Below are 15,754 nucleotides of genomic sequence, written 5' to 3' on the forward strand. Positions count from 1 at the left end.
TCCCGCGGCTGCTCGCAGCCGCTTGGGGTGAAGCCCGACTCTCCTCGCGAGAGCGGGCCGGACACCTTCTCGTCCGAACCCGACAGCTCACCTCGCAGGCGTGGGGAGGACCACCACGCATGCCCAATTTCATCCGCATCACCATGGCCACGGCAACGGCGTTCGGCGCCCTCGCCCTGGCTCCCACCGGCGCTCAGGCCGCCACGACCCCGACGGCTGCCTCGGCCTCCGTCGTACCGGCCGTACACCTGCGGCTGACCAAGCACCAGCGCAAGGTGCGCATCGAGCATCGCCGCCGGGTGCGCCGCAGTCACGAGGTCACCCGGGCGCTGCGGGTCGCCGCCCGTCAGCAGGGCGATCCCTACCGGTACGGCGCCACCGGCCCGAACGCGTTCGACTGCTCCGGCCTGATGCTCTACTCGTTCCGTGCCGCCGGCCTGCACCTGCCGCGGACCGCCGCCGCCCAGGCCGGCGCGGTGCGTCACATTCCGCGCTCGCGGATGCGTGTGGGTGACCTGGTGTTCTTCACCAGCGGCAGCCACGTCTACCACGTCGGCATCTTCGACGGCTGGAGCCACGGAGCGAGGATCATCATCCACGCGCCGTACACCGGGGCGCGGGTGCGCAAGGAGGCGATCTGGACCAACAGCTGGTTCGCCGGGACCGAGCGACTGGCGTAGCGACCGGCTTAGCGACCGGCCTGGCTGCCGGCCATCTGGTGTAGCCGGATCTGCTCGGCGAACAGCGCCCGCCGCAGCGCGGTGGCCGCGCGCTCGTCGTGCCGCAGGGTGATCACCAGCTCCGTGCCGGTGCCCAGCGACGTACGGCGGAAGACGATGCCGGTGGCGCTGAACGCCTCGCCGCCGATCACGAACTCGGTGCGCACCTGTGTGTCCTCCGCCAGCTCCCTGGCGCGGCCCTCGACCCGGCAGCGCAACGCCGCCTCGCTGGCGTCCATCAACAGCGCGCCCACGGTCGCCTCCTCGGTGGCCAGCGTCATCAGGCCGCCGGTCGCCACGCGGAGGTGCTGGCGCCGGTTGGTGCGGCGGGCCGGACCGGTCGGCTCGGCCCGCCACACCCGCAGCGGGCCGTCGATGTCCTCGGCCACCACCCTCACCGGCAGCTCGTGGAGGCCGGTGGGGCTGGTCCAGATCAGGTCGAGCCGGGTGCCCTCGCCGAGGTCGTTCTCGGCGGGCAGGTCGAACGGACGGGCCAAGGTCAGCAGGGTGCCCTCGACGCTCTCGATCCGGCTCGCGTACTCGCCGCCGTACTCGCCTTGGAACTCGAGTCCATGCTCACGCAGCAGGACGGGCTGGTTGACGGTGGGGCTCTCCACGTCGCCCTCATCGGCAGCTCCGCGCGCCACTTTCGGATCATGACGGGTGTTCTTTGCCTTGCTCGCCGCTGCCGGCGGGTGGTCTGGACCGGTTCTCCACAGGTCGCGATCAGGCTCTGGTCAGGCGATCGGGGCTGACCTAGATTGCAGGCCTGGAGTCCACACTCGGGAACGGAATCCGGTCATGGTCATGTCGCAGGTCGCCGACGGCGGGCTGGTCGAGCTGCTCGACGCGCAGGTGCGCGAGCTGGTGCGCCACGAGGGCGTCGATCCGCAGCGGGACGCGGCGGTGGTGCGCCGGATCGCCGAGTCGGTGGTGCGTGCCCACGACGAGCGCTCGCTGACCGGCGCTGTCCCGCCGTTGCTGGAGCCGCGGGCGATGGTCGGCGAGCTGGTCGCGCGGGTGGCCGGCTTCGGGCCGCTGCAGCCTCTCCTGGACGACCCGGAGGTCGAGGAGATCTGGATCAACGACCCGGCGCGAGTCTTCGCCGCGCGGCACGGTCGCCACGAGCTGACCAACCTGATGCTGACCGCGAGCCAGGTCACCGAGCTGGTGGAGCGGATGCTCAAGGCGAGCGGCCGGCGTCTGGACCGGAGCACGCCGTTCGTCGACGCCACCATGCCCGGCGGCCACCGGCTCCACGTCGTGCTCGACGGGATCTCGCGCGGGTTCGCGGCGGTCAACATCCGCAAGTTCTCCCTGCGCGCCGCCCGGCTGGCAGACCTGGTCGAGCTCGGCACGCTGACGGCGCCGGCCGCGGCGTTCCTGGAGGCGAGCGTCCGAGCCGGGCTGAACCTGCTGATCGCCGGTGGCACCCACACCGGCAAGACCACCCTGCTCAACTGCCTGGCTGCCGCCATCCCCGGCGGGGAGCGGGTGATCAGTGCCGAGGAGGTCTGGGAGCTGCGCTTCGCGCACCCCGACTGGGTCGCGCTCCAGACCAGGCAGTCCGGGCTGGAGGGCACCGGCGAGGTGACGCTGCGGGACCTGGTCAAGGAGTCGCTGCGGATGAGACCCAGCCGGATCATCGTGGGGGAGGTGCGCGCCGCCGAGTGCCTCGACCTGCTCCTCGCGCTCAACAGCGGCATCCCGGGGATGTGCACCTTGCACGCCAACTCCGGTCGGGAGGCGCTGGTGAAGATGTGCACCCTGCCGCTCCTGGCCGGGGAGAACATCGGATCCAGGTTCGTGGTGCCGACCGTCGCCGCCAGCGTCGACCTCGTCGTCCATCTCGCGCTCGACCCGCACGGCGGGCGGCGGGTCGAGGAGATCGTCGCGGTGCCGGGCCGGGTGGAGGGCGAGGTCATCGAGACGGCCGTCGTCTTCGAGCGGGTCGGTGGCGAGCTGCGCCGCAGCACCGGCATGCCGCCCCGGCCCGAGCGTTACCAGCGCGTGGGTGTCGACGTCCACGCGCTGCTGGCCGGGAGCCGATGATGGGTGCGCTGCTCGGCCTCGGCGTCGGACTCGGCCTGGTGTTGTGCTGGTCGGCGTTCGTGGTGCCGCGTACGCCGCGATCCCGGCGGCCGGCGGTGCGGACCGAGGCACTGCTCGCCCGCGCCGGCCTGGGCGAGGTCACTGCGACCAGCCTGTGGGCGCTGTGCGGCGGCTGTGGCGCCGTGGTGGCGCTGGCCGCGGAGGTGCTGACCGCGACGCCGCCGGTGGCGGTGGCCTTCGGGGTGATGGCCGGGTTCCTGCCGGTGGGGATCCTCGCGGGCCGGGCCCGCCGCCGGCAGCGCGAGCTCGCCGAGGTGTGGCCCGAGGCGGTCGACAACCTGGCCTCGGCCGTGCGCGCCGGGCTGTCGCTGCCGGAGGCGCTGGCCGGCCTGGCGATGCGTGGGCCGGAAGCGCTCCGGGCGCCGTTCGCCCAGTTCGCGCTCGACTATCAGGTCTCCGGCCGCTTCGGGGAGTGCTTGGACCGGCTCAAGGATCGCCTCGCGGACCCGGTGGGCGACCGGGTGGTGGAGGGGCTGCGGATCGCACGCGAGGTCGGCGGGGGCGACCTCGGGCGGCTGCTGCGCAACCTGTCGGCGTACCTGCGCGACGAGGCGCACACCCGCGCCGAGCTGGAGTCGCGCCAGGCATGGGCGGTCAACGGGGCGCGGCTCGCGGTGGCGGCGCCCTGGCTGGTGCTGCTCCTGCTGGCCTTCCAGCCCGACGTCATCCACCGCTACTCCTCGCCCGGCGGCGCGGTGGTGCTGGTCGCCGGCGCGGTCTGCTGCCTGGTCGCCTACCGGCTGATGCTGCGCATCGGCCGGCTCCCCACCGAGCGGCGGATCCTGCGATGAGGGGGTGGGGCCTGCTGCTCGGTGCGCTCGCCGGGGGTGGCGTGCTGCTGATCCTGGCCCGGTTGCGGGCGATCCGCCGGCCCCGGCTCGCGGTGCGGGTGCTGCCCTACCTGCGCGACCTCACCGCGGATGCCCGCGCGCCGGAGCCCGCCGTCGGGATGCTGCCACCGGTGGTGGCGGGCGTCTTCGGGCCGCCACTGCGTGCCGGGGCCGACGCGGTCGAGCGGATCCTCGGTGGCGCCGCCTCGGTGCGCCGCCGGCTGGAGCGGGCAGCGGTGCCGCGCACGGTGCACGAGTTCCGGGTCGAGCAGGTGCTGTGGGGGCTGGCCTGCTTCGGGCTCGCCGCCGGCTACGGGCTGCTGCACAGCCTGCACGACCCCGGCAACGCGCCGGCCGGGCTGGTGGTCTGCCTGGTGGCGTTCGTCTTCGGCGTGCTCGCCCGCGACTCCTGGCTGACCAGCCAGGTCAGGGACCGCGAGCGGCGCATCGTCGCGGAGTTCCCCGCCGTCGCCGAGATGCTGGCGCTCGCCGTCGCGGCCGGAGAGGCTCCGATCGCCGCCCTGGACCGCGTGGTACGCCGCAGCCGGGGCGAGCTCTCCGCCGACCTGGCCCGGGTCTTGGCCGCGGTCCGCACCGGCGAGCCGGTTGCCGCCGCCTTCGACGCGCTGGCCGCCCGCACCGGCCTGCCGCTGGTCGCCCGGTTCGCGTCGGGCATCGCCGTGGCGGTCGAGCGCGGCACGCCGCTGGCCGACGTACTCCACGCTCAGGCGGCCGACGTCCGGGAGGCCGGCCGGCGCGAGCTGATCGAGGTCGCCGCGCGCAAGGAAGTGCTGATGATGATTCCGATCGTCTTCCTGGTCCTCCCGGTCACCGTCGTCTTCGCGTTCTACCCCGGGGTGCTCGGCCTGCACCTCGGGATGTCCTGACTCGGGATCACGGAAGGAACACCAGATGGACAGACTCACCCTCCTGCTCCTGCGGCTGCGCCACCGGCTCGACCGCCACGACCGCGACGACCGCGGCGACGTGCCCGGCTGGGTCCTGGTGGTCGTCATGACCGCCGGCTTGTGCGCCGCGCTCTACGGCATCGCCAAGGACCAGCTCAGCGCGATGCTCACCACGGCACTCGACCAGGTGAAGTGAGCAGACAGCGCGGCTCGGCGGTCGTCGACTTCGTCCTGGTCCTGCTGCTCCTGGTGCCGCTGGTGGCCGGCGTGCTCCAGATCGCGCTGGTGCTCTACGTTCGCAACACCGTGGCCTCGGCCGCCTCCGAGGGTGCCCGCTATGCCGCCACCCTCGGGCACGACGAGCGTGACGGCGTCGTCCGCACCCGGGCCCAGCTCGCCGGCGTGCTCTCGGCCCGTTACGCCGAGGACATCGCCGCCGCCCCGATCACCATCGCCGGTGCACCGGCGGTGGAGGTCGTCGTCCATGCGAAGGTGCCGGCGCTCGGCCTCGGCGGCCCCGCGATCGAGCTGACCGTTACCGGCCATGCCGTCCGGGAGCGGGAGTGAGAAGCCGCGACGAGCGCGGCAGCGGCCTGGTGGAGTTCATCTGGCTGGGCATCGTCCTGCTGCTCCCACTGGTCTGGATCCTGCTCTCGGTGCTGGCGGTCCAGCGCGGCGCGTTCGCGGTCAGCGGTGCCGCCCGCGCGGCCGGCCGCGCCTACGTGCTGGCGTCGAACGACGCCGAGGGCGACGCCCGCGCCCGGGCGGCCGCCGCCCAGGCGCTCGCCGACCAGGGCCTGGCCGGCAGCGCGTTCGACCTGACGGTCAGCTGTACGCCGTACCCACCCGACTGTCACAGCGGCACCTCGGTGGTCACCGTTCGCGTCGCCAGCAGCGTCCGGCTGCCGATGCTGCCGCTCATCCTGGGCTCGGCCGCGCCGAGCTTCGCCCTCGACGCCACCGAGGTGATGCCGGTGGGCCAGTACCAGGAGATTCCCGATGCGGCGCCGTGAGGGGCACCGAGAGCGCGGTTCCACGATCCCGCTCATCATCGGCTTCGCGCTGGTGTTGGCCCTGGTGGTCGCGTTCGTGGTCGACGCCAGCGCCGCCTACCTGCGCCGGCAGGCGCTCGACGGCCTCGCCGACGGGGCCGCGCTCCGGGGCGCCGACCTGGGCGCCGCCGGCACCTGGGTGTACGGCGGCGGCCTGGGCACGACCGACCTCGACATCGCCGCCGACGAGGCCAGCCGGGCGGTGACCGACTACCTCGCCGCGACCGGCGCCTACGACCGCTACCCGGGTCTCCGGGCGGAGGTCAGTGTCGACGGTCATCAGGTGCGGGTGCGTCTGATCGCGCCGCTGCGGCTGCCGCTGCGCGTGCCCGGCTCGCCGAGCCGGCCCAGCGTCGGCGCGGAAGGGTCCGCGGTGGTTCGGATCGACCAGGAGGCTCGGCCATAGCATTCGGCCACCCGGTCCACCGACACCCCGCCGGCGAGCCCGCTCTCGCGCGGCGACACGGCCGAGAGCCGACGTCGACGGATTCGCCGGCGTCTCCAGGCGTTCCGGCGCCCGGAGACCTTCGACGCATGTTCGCCCGCACGTCGCCCGCCGTTTCCCGGGCGCCAGCAGGCTGCGGCCGTCCCGTCCCGTCTCGGCCCACCCACCGCGAGGAAACGCCACGTGTTCACGCTTCGCCGCGCTCTGGCCGCCGTACCGGCCGCCAGTCTCGGACTGCTCGCCCTCACCGCCACCGGCACACCTGCCCACGCCGTCGATCCGACCGCGCCCGCCGCGCTGGCCGGCGACCTGCGACTGGCGGCCGTCTACGCCGACGGCAGCCCGGACTGGATCGAGGTCGCCAACGTCTCGGGCCACGACGTCACGCTGACCGGCTGGGACCTCACCGACGACGACCCGGTCGATGACTCGCACCCGATCCCGGACGGCACGGCGCTGTCCGCCGGCCAGACGCTCACCGTGCAGGTCGGCACCGGTGCCGACCCCGACTTCGGCCTGGGCAAGAGCGGCGACGCCGCCACGCTGCGCCTGTCCGGGACCGCCGTCGACAGCGTCACCTGGACCGCGAAGAGCACCGCGACCGGCTTCGCCCGCTGCGCCTATGACGCCGCCGGCGACACCACCTGGACACCGGCCGCCGTCACCCAGGACGGCACGTTCACCTGCCCGGACGCCGCCACCGTGGCCGCCGCACTGACCGCGGCCGTGCGGATCAACGAGGCGGATGCCGACGGCACCGACACCGACCCCGACTGGGTGGAGCTCACCGACACCGGCACCGTCACCGCCGACGTCTCCGGCTGGCACCTGACCGACAGCAAGGGCATTGCCGGCGGCGACGACGTCGTCCTCCCGGCCGGCTCGACCATCGCCCCGCAGGGTTTCCTCACCACCCACGTCGACACCGGCGCGACCGGGGCGTTCGGGCTCGGCGCTGACGGCAAGGCCGACGACGCCACCGTGCTGCTGCCCGACGCCGCCACCCAGGTCGACACGGTCGACTGGGCGCCGAGCGGCGCCACCTCCGGGCTGAGATGGGTCACCGGCAAGACGATCGGCCGCTGCCCCGACGGGACCGGCCCGTTCGGGCTTACCACCGGCGCCACCGAGAACGCGGCCAACCAGTGCCCCGACACCAGCGGTGGCGGCACCGGTCAGCCCGGTGACATCCGGCTCAACGAGGTGTCCAACGACACCGACACCATCGAGCTGGTCAACACCGGCACCGCGCCGGTGGACATCACCGGTTGGACCCAGGTCGACGACGACCCCACCCACGCCCCGAAGCCGATCCCGGGCGCCGGGGTGATCGAGCCGGGAGCGGTCTTCTCCTTCGCCAGCGTCTACGGGCTCGGCGCCTCCGATGCGGTCACCATCTTCGACGCCGCCGGTGCCCAGGTCCTGACCTACCGGCTCCCGGCGAGCGCGACCCCGTCGTACGCCCGCTGTCCCGACGGCCTCGGGAGCTACCAGCTGGTGCCGAGCACGCAGGCGACGTTCGGCAGCCCCAACGACGCCGGTTGCCCAGCGGCGAGCACCGTCACGGGGTTCGAGACCTCCTCGCTGGTGCTCAACGAGGTGTCGATGAACAGCGGTGGCGGCCACGGCGACTTCATCGAGGTCAAGAACGTCGGCGCCACCGCGGTCGATCTGACCGGCATGGGGCTGAGCGACGACAAGCACCCGCTGGACGCCTCACCGGACTGGCAGCCGTTCCCGGCCGGCACGATGCTGGCTCCGGGGGAGCGGGCCGGGTTCGAGACCACCTTCGGCCTCGGCGGCGACCAGGGCGACGAGGCCAACCTGTGGCTCGGCGACAAGACGACGCTGGTCGACGGGGTGACCTGGATCAAGGGTGGCACCGGCGACGGCACCGCTGGCCACCCGCTGCCGTGGCCCGCCACCACCTCGATCGGCCGCTGCCCCGACGACGCCACCACGGTCGGCGCGTGGCAGGAGAGCAACACCGTCACCTTCGGCGCGGTCAACGACTGCAGCGCCTACGACGGCGGCACGAGCGTCTACGACCCGACCACCGACGGCGCCCAGCCGTGGCCCGGCGGCCAGGCCATCCATACCTCGGATGCGGCCGACATGTTCTACCTGCCGGCCTCCGACGACGGCATCGAGGAGACGTACGGCGACGCCAGCGGCGCGGTCTTCGACCCCACCGACCCGAACACGCTGTGGGTCGCGAAGAACAAGCGCGGCACCCTGTTCAAGCTGCGCAAGCAGGCCGACGGCTCCTGGGCCCCGGCGGCGGGCTGGGAGCACGGCAAGGACGTCCGCTTCGTCGGCGGCACCGGCCACCCGGACACCGAGGGCCTGACCGTCGGCCCGGACGGCGACGTCTACATGACCTCCGAGCGGGACAACGCGAACGACTCCGTCAACCAGAACATGGTGCTGCAGTTCGACCAGGATGCCTCCACCTCCGAGCTGACCGCGACCCGGCAGTGGGATCTCACCAGCGCCCTGCCCGACGTCCCGGCCAACCTCGGGCTCGAGGGCGTCACGTGGGTGCCCGACAGCTACCTGGTCGCCGGCGGTCTGCGGGACGCCGGCACCGGCGCCGCCTACGACCCGGCGTCCTACCCGCTGCACGGGAGCGGCCTGTTCCTGGTCGCCTTCGAGGGCGACGGCAACCTCTACGCCTTCGCGCTGAACAGCGACGGCAGCTACGCCAAGGTCGCCACCATCGCCTCCGGCTTCCCGGCCGTGATGGACGTCCAGTACGACGCCGAGCGCGGCTCGGTGTGGGCGACCTGCGACGACACCTGCGGCGACAGGTACGCCGAGCTCCGGCCCGCCGGCGGCACGCTGGCCCGGGTCGGCCTGTTCAAGGCGCCGGCGGACATGCCGGTCCTGAACAACGAGGGCATGGCGATCGCGCCGCAGTCGACCTGTGTGGGCGGCACCAAGGAGGTGGTGTGGACCGACGACGGCAACACCGACCACCACTCGCTGCGCAGCGGCACGATCGCCTGCACCCCGCCCACGACCGGCGACGGAGGCGGCGACGGAGGCGGCGACGGAGGCCACGCCGGCACCCCGGCGCCGCCGGTGACCACGCCGGTGACCGTACACCACGTCACGGGCAAGCCCCGGGTCGGCAAGAAGCTCACCGTCACCGTCACGGCGCCGAGCGGAGCCCACGTCTCCTACCAGTGGTTCGCCGGCAAGAAGCGGATCAAGCACGCCACCCACCACCGGCTGCGGCTGACCAAGAAGCTGCGGCACAAGCGCGTCAAGGTCAGGGTCACCATCATGGTGCCCGGCCAGCCGCCGGTGGTGCGCATCGTCAAGCTGCACGCCCGGGTCCGCTAGGCGGCGATCCCGCCCGGCCGCGATTGAGGCGGTGCCACGGGGGTCCAGTAATCTTGATCCCCGTGGCTGCCACCGACTTCGACGCCGAGCTCAAGGAGCTGCAGGCGACTTTGCACACCATCGAGCAGGTCCTCGATCTTCCCGGCATGAAGGCCGAGATCGACGACCTGGAGACGAAGGTGGCCGCACCTGACCTGTGGGACGACCAGGCCAACGCGCAGAAGGTGACCGGCCGGCTCTCGCTCCTCCAGGGCGAGCTCGAGCGCTTCGAGCAGCTCTCCGGCCGCGTCGAGGATCTCGGCGTACTCGTCGAGCTGGCGCAGGAGGAGGGCGACGCCGACACGCTGGCCGAGGCCGAGTCCGAGCTTGCCCGGGTGAAGAAGGAGGTCGAGGCGCTCGAGGTCCGCACCCTGCTATCGGGGGAGTACGACGAGCGCGAGGCCATCGTGACCATCCGCTCCGGCGCCGGCGGGGTGGACGCCGCCGACTTCGCCGAGACCCTGATGCGGATGTACACGCGCTGGGCCGAGCAGCACAAGTACCCCGTCGAGGTCTTCGACGTCTCCTACGCCGAGGAGGCCGGCATCAAGTCGGCCGAGTTCGCCATCCACGCGCCCTACGCCTACGGCACGCTCTCCGTCGAGGCCGGCACCCACCGGCTGGTCCGGATCAGCCCATTCGACAACCAGGGGCGGCGGCAGACGTCGTTCGCCGCCGTCGAGGTGGTGCCGGTGCTGGAGCAGACCGACGAGATCGAGGTCGACGAGAACGACGTCCGCGTCGACGTCTTCCGCTCCGGCGGCCCCGGCGGCCAGTCGGTCAACACCACCGACTCCGCCGTCCGCCTGACCCACATCCCGACCGGCATCGTGGTCAGCTGCCAGAACGAGAAGTCGCAGCTGCAGAACAAGGCCTCCGCGATGGTGGTCCTCAAGGCCAAGCTGCTGGCGAAGAAGAAGGCCGAGGAGGCCGCGCTCAAGAAGGACCTCAAGGGCGACGTCGCCGCCTCCTGGGGCGACCAGATGCGCAACTACGTGCTCAACCCCTACCAGATCGTCAAGGACCTGCGCACCGGCTACGAGACCGGCAACCCGCAGGCCGTCTTCGACGGCGAGCTGGACGCGTTCCTCGAAGCCGGCATCCGCTGGCGGCGGGGCGCGGACAAGGCCGCCGCCAACTGATCCCCTCAGCCGGCCGCCCGGGCGACCACCAGGCACCAGCGCCCGGCCCGGTCCAGCAGCCGCGCCGGGGTCAGCCCGGGTGAGGTCAGCTCGCAGGAGAGCCAGGCGTCGCCGAACAGTCCGCGCAGCGTGACGGTCTCGCCGCACGCGGCCGCAACGCTCGGCGCCCCGAACGCCGGCGCACTGATCCGCTCACATCCCTTCGGCAGCTGCCCGGCCAGCTTGGTCGCGCGCTGCCGGGTCACCGGCGGCGCGAACAGCCACGCCCGCGCCGCCCGCCCCGCGGTTCCGGTCCACGAGCAGCCCCACTCGTCGGCGATGTCGGTCACGGTCGGTGTCAGCGCGACCTTCTGGCCGGGGCGGTACGCCGTCGGCCGGCTCGCCCCCGAGCCGAGTGCGGCCGCGACGTCGGCGGTGGGCACGGCCGTGCAGAACGCCCGGCGCCGTACCGTCATGGTGGTGGTGTCCGCGGCGGCGAGCGCCGTCGCGAGCGGCTTCGCCGGCGGCGGGCCTGATGGCCTGTTCACGAGCACGCCGACGCCGACCACTGCCGCGGTGACGACCACCGCGGCCAGCGCCGTGCGAAACACCCGAAGCACGCGGAGACACTAACGGGTGGGGGTGTCGACTAATCTCGACCGGGTGATTCGCTTCGAGAAGGTCACCAAGACCTATCCCGGCACCGGGAAGCCAGCCCTCGACCAGGTCTCCGTGGACGTGGAGAAGGGCGAGTTCGTCTTCCTGGTGGGCCAATCGGGCTCGGGCAAGTCCACCGCCCTGCGCCTCATCCTGCGCGAGACCCGGCCCTCCTCCGGCCGCGTCTACGTGGCGGGCAAGGAGATCAACCGGCTCGCCGGCTGGAAGGTGCCGCGGCTGCGCCGCCAGATCGGCACGGTGTTCCAGGACTTCCGGCTGCTGCAGAACAAGACCGTCGCCGAGAACGTGGCGTTCGCGCTCCAGGTCACCGGCCACGCCCGCAAGGAGATCGCCGACCGGGTGCCCGAGACGCTCGAGCTGGTCGGCCTGGAGGGCAAGGGCGACCGGATGCCCGACGAGCTCTCCGGCGGCGAGCAGCAGCGGGTGGCGATCGCGCGCGCCTTCGTCAACCGGCCGATGATCCTGATCGCCGACGAGCCCACCGGCAACCTCGACCCGGCCACCAGTGTCGGGATCATGAAACTGCTCGACCGCATCAACCGCACCGGTACGACGGTGATGATGGCGACCCACGACGCCAGCATCGTCGACCAGATGCGCAAGCGGGTCGTGGAGCTCGACGCCGGGCGGGTCGTGCGCGACCAGGCCCAGGGCGTCTACGGCTTCCAGCACTGACCTCACCCGACTCCCGACTCCAGAGAGCCGATCCATGCAGCTTCGTTACGTCTTCACCGAGCTCCGCCAGGGCCTGCGCCGCAATCTGTCGATGCACCTCGCGGTGGTGCTCACCCTCCTGGTCTCGCTCACCCTGGTCGGGGTGGGCGTGCTGCTCCACCAGGAGGCCGACAAGACCGCCAAGCAGTGGGGGAGCCAGCTGCAGATCACGGTGTTCCTGTGCAACGGCACCACCGACGCCACGCCCTCGTGCGTCGGCCCGGTGACCGACGCCCAGAAGCAGGCGATCCAGAAGGTGCTCGACCAGAACCCCGACGTGGCGTCGTACCGGCTGGAGTCGCAGCAGGAGGCCTACCAGCGCATCCAGCACCTCAACGTGCCGGCGAGCAGCTTCCAGGGCCCCGACCCGGCCATCAAGGTCAGCGACATGCCGGAGTCCTACTGGATCACCATGAAGGACCCGCACAAGGCCGCCTCGATCAAGGAGTCGGTGCAGGGCCTGGACGGCGTCTCCTCGGTGCAGGACCTGCACAACATCATGGGCTCGATCCTGGGCACCATCGACAAGCTGCGCAACGGCGCGATCGTGGCCGCCGTCCTGCTCGTGGTGGCGGCGCTGCTGCTGGTCTCCAACACCATCCGGCTGGCGGCGTTCGCCCGCCGGCGCGAGATCGCGATCATGCGCCTGGTGGGCGCCTCCACGCTCTACATCGCGCTGCCGTTCCTGCTCGAGGCGCTGGTCACGGCGGTGGTCGGCGTGGTCCTGGCCGGGGGCGCCGTCGCGGCGGTGGTCTACTTCGGCGTGATCAACGGGTTGTCCAAGCTCAAGTGGGACGCCTGGGTCGGCTGGCACGAGTACTGGGTGGCGGCGCTGATCATCGCCGTCCTCGGCGTGGCGCTCACGGTGCTGCCGACACTCCTGCTGACGCGCAAATACCTCAAAGTCTGATCCGCGTCCCGTACGGTCGAGGCGTTCACTTCCCCGAACATCCGAAGGCAGTCCGGTGCGTCTCTTCCCCCGTACCGTCCGCCGACGCGTGATTGCGGCCACCCTCGCCGCGACCGCGGTCGGAGGACTCAGTGTCCCGATGGCCCACGCCGCCGATCACCACGCGCTGAAGCAGAAGCAGAAGCAGGCGCAAGCGCACGTCGCGACGGTCAAGAGCGACCTCGACGACTCCAGCGCCGCCCTGCAGCAGGCGACCAAGACGCTCAACGACGCCAAGGCGAAGCTCGCCACCGCCCAGGCACACCTGGCCGAGGTCAACGGCCAGCTCGCTACCGCCCAGCAGGTCGAGGCTCAGCTGCAGAGCCAGCTGCAGGCATCCCAGGCGGCTCTCACGCAGGCCAAGAGTGACCTGGCCGCGGGGCAGGACGCCGTGACCAAGGGCCGCGACGCGGTCAAGCAGACGGTGCTGTCGACGTACACCCAGGGTGACCCGACGCTGCTCGAGGTCGGTCAGCTGATGAAGGCGACCACGCCGGCCGACATCGTCCGCCAGCTCAACTACGGGCACGTGGTGGCCACCGCCGAGACCAACACCTACGACCAGCTCAAGGCGGCCGAGGTGGTGCTCGAGGTGCGCAAGCAGAAGCTCGCCGACGCCACGGCGCAGGTGGCCACCCAGGAGAAGGCGGCCGCCGACCACCTGGTCCAGGTCCAGGACCTGCAGCAGCAGGCCGCGGCGGCCGCGACCGCGGTGCAGGGCCTGGTCACCCAGGCGACCGCCGCCCAGGCGCAGGCCAAGCAGGTCAAGAAGCGCGACCAGAAGGCGCTCGACCAGGCCAGGAAGAAGGAACAGCGGATCACCCAGCAGATCCTGGCCGCGGCGGCGAAGCACCACCGCAACCGGAACGTCGCCTCCACCAGCGGGATGTTCGTCAAGCCGGTGGCGCACACCTACATCACCTCGCCGTACGGCTGGCGGATCCACCCGATCTACCACTACTGGGGTCTGCACGACGGCGACGACTTCCACGCCCCGTGCGGTACGCCGGAGCTGGCGGTCGGCCCCGGCAAGGTGGTCTCGGAGTACTACTCCAGCGTCTGGGGCAACCGGCTCTACCTCGACCTGGGCACGATCAACGGCGCGCAGTACACCGCGATCTACAACCACATTCCCGACGGCGGGTACAAGGCCAAGGTCGGTCAGGTCGTCGCGGAGGGTCAGACCATCGCCGTGGCGGGCACGACCGGTTGGTCGACCGGGTGCCACCTGCACTTCACGATCATGAAGAACGGCACCGCGATCGACCCGATGACCGTGCTGCGCTGAACCCCCTACTTGCGCGCGCAGGCCCGGCAGATGCCGAAGACCTCGACGGTGTGGTCGACCTGGGTGTAGCCGAACTTCTCGGCCGTCTCCTCCGCCCAGCGCTCGACCGCCCGACCCTCGACCTCCTCGGCGCGCCCGCAGTCGCGGCAGACGAGGTGATGATGGTGGCGGCCGGCCGCCTGGTCTCCGCAGTATCGGTACGTGGTTTCGCCGTCGGGGTTGTAGATGGCGTCCGCGGTGCCTTCCTCGGCGAAGGACTGCAGGTGGCGGTAGACCGTGGACAGGCCGATCTTGTGGCCGTCGGCGCGTAGTGCGGCGTAGACGTCCTGGGCGCTGCGGAACCCTTGTTGGGCCAGGAGCGCCTCCCTGACCGCCTTCCCCTGAGTGGTGGAGCGGCGGGCGGGCGAGCGTGAGGTCGACGCGGTCACCGCGCCATCGTAGCGGTAATCGTTACCAGTCCATGGGCGTCCGATGCCGTCGACCGGGCGCTCCAGACTCGGCCGCGCCACTCAAGTGGAAATGATTGTCGTTAGCGCTGTAGGGTCAGTGCTAACGAGGATCGTTTTCAAAATCGATGGAGGTAGCGAGGCATGAGAGCACGTCGGTTGAGCGCCGTCGGTGTGGGCGCGGTGGCAGCCCTCGCCGTGATGAGCGCCTGCGGGTCGGGCGACAACACGGCGGCTGGCGCCGGGAGCCAGGAAGCCGTCACCAAGGGTGCGGGAGCGACCACGGTGTCGGTGGTGGCATCGACCGACGTGTGGGGCGACGTCGTCAAGCAGATCGCCGGAAGCCTGGCCGGGTCGACGGTGCAGATCACCTCGATCATCACCGACCCCGATGCCGATCCGCACTCCTACGAGGCCAACACGCAGAACCAGCTCGCGCTGTCGAAGGCGAAGCTGGTGGTGGAGAACGGCGGCGGGTACGACGACTTCGTCGACACCATGCTGAAGACAGCCGACAACGCCGGTGTCACCAAGCTCAACGCCGTCGACATCTCGGGCAAGACCGCGCCGAAGGGCGGCGACCTGAACGAGCACGTCTGGTACGACTTCCCGACAGTGCAGAAGGTGGCCGCCCAGATCGAACAGGCTCTGGCCAAGGCCGACCCGGCGAACGCCGCGACGTACCAGGGCAACGAGAGTGCCTTCGACCAGAAGCTGGCGGCGATGGAGAGCACCGAGGCCTCGATCAAGAGCGCCCACGCCGGGGAGGGTGTGGCCATCACCGAGCCGGTGCCGCTCTACATGCTCCAGGCTTGCGGACTCGACAACAAGACGCCGTCCGAGTTCAGCGAGGCGATCGAGGAGGGGACCGACGTCTCGCCGGCGGTGCTGAAGCAGGCCGAGGACCTGTTCAACGACAAGCAGGTCAAGCTGCTGGCCTACAACGAGCAGACCTCCGGGCCGGAGACCGAGGCGGTGCTCAAGGCCGCCAAGGCCAACGACATCGCGGTGGTGCCGGTGACCGAGACGCTGCCGGCGGGCAAGGACTACCTGTCATGGATGCAGTCGAACCTGGCCGCGATCCAGACCGCACTGGGCTGAGCGG

The 15,754-nt window shown here is 71.6% G+C and carries 17 protein-coding genes and 1 riboswitch; of the genes, 14 read left to right on the forward strand and 3 right to left on the reverse strand.

What is annotated here, in order from left to right; all coding sequences use genetic code 11:
- Positions 1 to 113: riboswitch (cyclic di-AMP (ydaO/yuaA leader) on the forward strand. This riboswitch is flagged as partial in the annotation.
- Between the two features lie 6 nt (positions 114 to 119).
- Positions 120 to 680, forward strand: a complete 561-nt coding sequence (locus tag VHA72_RS12345) for a C40 family peptidase (protein WP_325575629.1) — start codon at positions 120 to 122, stop codon at positions 678 to 680.
- Between the two features lie 8 nt (positions 681 to 688).
- Here the strand turns inward: VHA72_RS12345 and VHA72_RS12350 are convergent, their stop codons facing one another.
- Positions 689 to 1,336, reverse strand: coding sequence for a PilZ domain-containing protein (locus VHA72_RS12350; RefSeq protein ID WP_325575631.1), 648 nt, complete (start codon positions 1,334 to 1,336; stop codon positions 689 to 691).
- Between the two features lie 190 nt (positions 1,337 to 1,526).
- Between VHA72_RS12350 and VHA72_RS12355 the strand changes: the two genes are divergently transcribed.
- The 9 genes from VHA72_RS12355 to prfB all read left to right on the forward strand — a co-directional run bounded on the left by VHA72_RS12355 (position 1,527) and on the right by prfB (position 10,595).
- A complete protein-coding gene (locus VHA72_RS12355) occupies positions 1,527 to 2,771 on the forward strand; it encodes a TadA family conjugal transfer-associated ATPase (RefSeq protein WP_325575633.1) in 1,245 nt (414 codons plus the stop codon).
- A complete protein-coding gene (locus tag VHA72_RS12360) occupies positions 2,771 to 3,622 on the forward strand; it encodes a type II secretion system F family protein (protein ID WP_325575635.1) in 852 nt (283 codons plus the stop codon). The genes VHA72_RS12355 and VHA72_RS12360 overlap by 1 nt, the downstream gene beginning before the upstream one ends.
- On the forward strand, positions 3,619 to 4,548 hold the full coding sequence (locus tag VHA72_RS12365; RefSeq protein WP_325575637.1) for a type II secretion system F family protein: 930 nt from the start codon (positions 3,619 to 3,621) through the stop codon (positions 4,546 to 4,548). Before VHA72_RS12360 ends, VHA72_RS12365 begins: the two co-directional genes overlap by 4 nt.
- Before the next feature lie 25 nt (positions 4,549 to 4,573).
- Positions 4,574 to 4,765 (forward strand): hypothetical protein, encoded by a 192-nt coding sequence (locus VHA72_RS12370; protein WP_325575639.1) that lies wholly within the window; start codon positions 4,574 to 4,576, stop codon positions 4,763 to 4,765.
- A complete protein-coding gene (locus tag VHA72_RS12375; protein WP_325575641.1) occupies positions 4,762 to 5,136 on the forward strand; it encodes a TadE/TadG family type IV pilus assembly protein in 375 nt (124 codons plus the stop codon). The genes VHA72_RS12370 and VHA72_RS12375 overlap by 4 nt, the downstream gene beginning before the upstream one ends.
- On the forward strand, positions 5,133 to 5,582 hold the full coding sequence (locus VHA72_RS12380; protein ID WP_325575643.1) for a hypothetical protein: 450 nt from the start codon (positions 5,133 to 5,135) through the stop codon (positions 5,580 to 5,582). Before VHA72_RS12375 ends, VHA72_RS12380 begins: the two co-directional genes overlap by 4 nt.
- Positions 5,569 to 6,027, forward strand: coding sequence for a pilus assembly protein TadG-related protein (locus VHA72_RS12385; protein WP_325575645.1), 459 nt, complete (start codon positions 5,569 to 5,571; stop codon positions 6,025 to 6,027). Before VHA72_RS12380 ends, VHA72_RS12385 begins: the two co-directional genes overlap by 14 nt.
- Before the next feature lie 222 nt (positions 6,028 to 6,249).
- Entirely contained in the window at positions 6,250 to 9,414 is a 3,165-nt protein-coding gene (locus VHA72_RS12390; protein WP_325575647.1) for a lamin tail domain-containing protein, read from the forward strand.
- Positions 9,415 to 9,476: 62 nt separating this feature from the next.
- Positions 9,477 to 10,595 carry a peptide chain release factor 2 gene (gene prfB, locus VHA72_RS12395; protein ID WP_325575649.1) on the forward strand — a complete coding sequence of 373 codons (1,119 nt, stop codon included), beginning with the start codon at positions 9,477 to 9,479 and terminating at the stop codon, positions 10,593 to 10,595.
- Between the two features lie 5 nt (positions 10,596 to 10,600).
- Here the strand turns inward: prfB and VHA72_RS12400 are convergent, their stop codons facing one another.
- Positions 10,601 to 11,194, reverse strand: a complete 594-nt coding sequence (locus tag VHA72_RS12400) for a hypothetical protein (protein WP_325575651.1) — start codon at positions 11,192 to 11,194, stop codon at positions 10,601 to 10,603.
- Positions 11,195 to 11,237: 43 nt separating this feature from the next.
- Here VHA72_RS12400 and ftsE point away from each other — a divergent pair, with 43 nt between their 5' ends.
- The 3 genes from ftsE to VHA72_RS12415 all read left to right on the forward strand — a co-directional run bounded on the left by ftsE (position 11,238) and on the right by VHA72_RS12415 (position 14,203).
- Positions 11,238 to 11,927: a cell division ATP-binding protein FtsE gene (ftsE, locus tag VHA72_RS12405; RefSeq protein ID WP_325575653.1), complete on the forward strand. Its 690-nt coding sequence runs from the start codon at positions 11,238 to 11,240 to the stop codon at positions 11,925 to 11,927.
- A 34-nt stretch (positions 11,928 to 11,961) separates the two neighbouring features.
- Complete coding sequence (ftsX, locus tag VHA72_RS12410) at positions 11,962 to 12,876, forward strand: permease-like cell division protein FtsX (RefSeq protein ID WP_325575655.1); 915 nt, start codon at positions 11,962 to 11,964, stop codon at positions 12,874 to 12,876.
- A gap of 88 nt (positions 12,877 to 12,964) precedes the next feature.
- A complete protein-coding gene (locus VHA72_RS12415; RefSeq protein WP_325575657.1) occupies positions 12,965 to 14,203 on the forward strand; it encodes a M23 family metallopeptidase in 1,239 nt (412 codons plus the stop codon).
- A gap of 5 nt (positions 14,204 to 14,208) precedes the next feature.
- Here the strand turns inward: VHA72_RS12415 and VHA72_RS12420 are convergent, their stop codons facing one another.
- Entirely contained in the window at positions 14,209 to 14,631 is a 423-nt protein-coding gene (locus VHA72_RS12420) for a Fur family transcriptional regulator (protein WP_325575659.1), read from the reverse strand.
- Between the two features lie 162 nt (positions 14,632 to 14,793).
- Between VHA72_RS12420 and VHA72_RS12425 the strand changes: the two genes are divergently transcribed.
- Entirely contained in the window at positions 14,794 to 15,750 is a 957-nt protein-coding gene (locus VHA72_RS12425) for a metal ABC transporter solute-binding protein, Zn/Mn family (protein WP_325575661.1), read from the forward strand.
- The last annotated feature ends 4 nt before the right edge of the window (positions 15,751 to 15,754 follow it).

Origin of the sequence: Nocardioides sp., assembly GCF_035547795.1 — a bacterium.
Lineage (GTDB): Bacteria > Actinomycetota > Actinomycetes > Propionibacteriales > Nocardioidaceae > Nocardioides.